Source organism: Pseudomonas baetica, from assembly GCF_019733355.1.
Classification (GTDB): Bacteria; Pseudomonadota; Gammaproteobacteria; order Pseudomonadales; family Pseudomonadaceae; genus Aquipseudomonas; species Aquipseudomonas baetica_A.
Map to the genome: position 1 here is coordinate 1 of NZ_JAIHLQ010000101.1, position 3,088 is coordinate 3,088.

General features: G+C 63.1%; 1 protein-coding gene. It reads left to right on the forward strand.

All coding sequences use genetic code 11. The annotated features are described in order from the left end of the window. On the forward strand, positions 1–3,088 hold a 3,088-nt coding region (locus K5E40_RS34150), incomplete at both ends, for an RHS repeat-associated core domain-containing protein (RefSeq protein ID WP_221734413.1).

A 3,088-nucleotide genomic window follows, 5' to 3' on the forward strand; every position in this document is an offset into this window, starting at 1 on the left:
ACGACGACGCCCCTAATCAGGCAAAAAACCCCAACGGTGACAGCGCCGATTGTGTGCCGTCGACCTGCACCAACGGCTGCCCCGTATCGATGGTCACCGGCGAAGAACTGCTGACCCTCACCGATGGCACGCTCGATGGCTTGCTGCCGTTCGAGTTCACCCGGTTGTATCGCACCAGTGCGGCCGAGATCGATGTCGGGTTGGGGTTTGGCTGGAGCCATTCGCTGGCGCATCGGCTGGCGTTCGACGCTGACGAGGTGGTCTGGATTGACCACGAAAACCGACGTACACGGTTTCCGTTGCCGAGTGTCGAGCGGCCGGCGATTCACAACAGTCTGTCGCGGGCGGCGATCTTTCTCGGCGATGAACCGCAGGAGTTGATCCTTGCGCTGGCCGGGGAAACAGCGCGGTTTTATCACTTTCGGGCGGGGCGGCTGACGGCGATCAGTGATGCTTATGGCAACCGTCTGACGGTGCATAGGGATCGGTCTGACAGGGTTCAGCGATTGGATAACGGGGCGGGTCGGTCTCTGTTATTGCGCTACGACCGTCAGCACCTGATCGGCATTGATTACCAGTCGTTTCAACAGGCTGAGTGGAAGACTGAACACTCCCTCGTCAGCTACCGCTACGACGCCTATCAGCACCTGATCGAAGCGACTAACGCGGCCGGTGACAGCGAGCGTTACGACTACGACGATCTGCACGTCATTCTGCAGCGCCAACTGACCGGTGGGGCGAGCTTCTTCTGGGAGTGGCAAGGGGCCGGCAAGGCTGCCCGTTGTGTCCGGCACTGGGCGTCGTTCTCGCAGATGGACACCCGCTACGTCTGGAATGACGACGGCAGTGTCGCGGTGCATTACGTCGACGGCACCGAAGAAACCTACGTCCACGACGACCGCGCCCGATTGGTGCGCAAGGTCGAGGCTGACGGTGGCGAACACCTCAAGGCCTACGACGATGAGGGGCGGCTGATCGCCGAGCAGGACCCGCTCGGCGCCGTCACCGAATACCGCTACGACGACGTTGGACGGCTGATCGCGCTGATTCCGCCGGATGATGTGCCAACGTCCTACGAGTACCGCAACGGTTTCCTGCACCGCCGTTCGCGTGGCGAAGCGCTGTGGACCTATTGGCGCAATGCCCAGGGCGATGTCATCGAGGCGGTCGATCCCGACGGCCACGTCACCCATTACCACTACGACGCCCGCGGGCAGTTGCTGTCGATCCGCTACCCGGACACCAGTCGGCATGTTTTCGTCTGGAACAACCTCGGCCAGTTGATTGAAGAAACCCTGCCCGACGCTGGCGTGCGGCGCTTTGCCTACGACGCACTGGGGCGGCGGACTACAACGGCGGACGAACACGGCACCGTGACTCGCCAGCATTGGGACGCCGTTGGCCGACTGATCCAGACGACTTCTCCTACGGGCGCCACACGCGCTTACAGCTACGGCGCCTATCACCAGGTCACCGCCGAACGCGACGAACTCGGGCGCATCACCCGCTATGAATATGACGACGACTTGCATCTGGTGTCCCGGCGGATCAACCCCGACGGCACGCGGGTGCAGTACCGCTACGACCACGCGCAACTGCTGCTCACCGAGATCGAGAACGAGTCCGGCGAACAGTATTGCTTGGACTACACGCCCAACGGACTGATCCGACAGGAAACCGGCTTCGACGGACGACGTACCGCTTACGCCTACGACCTCAATGGCCACTTGCTGGAAAAGACCGAGTTCGGCGACGACGGCTCGACGTTGGTCACCGCCTACGAGCGCGATGCGGCCGGACGCCTGCTGCTCAAGACCCTCCCCGACGGGGTCAAGGTTGCCTACCGCTACGACCGCCTCGGTCGGCTGATCGGCGTCGACGACGGCCAGAAACACCCGCTGGCCTTCGAATACGACCGGCAGGATCGGCTGATCACCGAGCATCAGGGCTGGGGCACTTTGCGCTACACCTACGACGCCTGCGGCCAACTCAAGCGCCAGCGCCTGCCGGACAACAGCAAGCTCGACTACCACTACGCCAAGGGCGGTGCGCTGACCGCGATCCACCTCAACGGCGCGCCACTGACGCAGCATGTCTACCGCGCCGGTCGCGAACAGCATCGCCAGCAAGGCCTGCTGCTCAGCGAATATGCCTACGACGATCAGGGTCGATTGCTCGCTCACGCCGTAGGCCATCAGCACGGCTCGCTGTATCGCCGCGATTATGCCTACAGCGCCAACGGCAACCTGGAACATATTGCCGACACCCGCCACGGCCAGCGCACCTACGGCTACGACGCGCTCGACCGCTTGATCCGCGTGCGTCACTCACGCGACGAACTGCCGGAATCCTTTGCCCACGACCCGGCCGGCAACCTGCTCATGCAGGACCGCCCCGGCCCGTCCCGCGTTGAAGGCAACCGCCTGCTGATGCAGGGTGATCGCCATTACGACTACGACGCCTTCGGCAACCTGATCCGCGAACGCCGCGGCACCGGGCAAAAACTCGTCACCGAATACCGCTACGACTGCCAGCACCGCCTCATCGGCCTGACCCGCCCCGACGGCAAAACCGCGAGCTACCAATACGACGCCTTCGGCCGCCGCATCCGCAAAACCGTCGACGGCGAAACCACCGAGTTCTTCTGGCAAGGCGACCACCTCGTCGCCGAAAGCAGCCAAAGCCAGTACCGCAGCTACGTCTACGAACCCGGCACCTTCCGCCCGCTGGCACTGCTCGACGGCAAAGGCCCAAAAAAAGCCTGCCCGTTCTACTACCAACTCGACCACCTCGGCACCCCGCAGGAACTCACCGACTACAGCGGCGACATCGTCTGGTCCGCGCAATACGACGCCTACGGCAAAGTCTCGGCGATCACCCTGGCTGGCGAGGAATACCTGGACCAGCCGCTGCGGTTTCAGGGGCAGTATTTCGATGGGGAGAGCGGGCTGCATTACAACCGGCACCGGTATTACGACCCACGGTTGGGCAGGTATCTGACACCGGACCCGGTGAAGTTGGCGGGTGGGTTGAATCAGTATCGGTATGTGCCGAATCCGACGGGGTGGGTGGATCCGTTGGGGTTGAG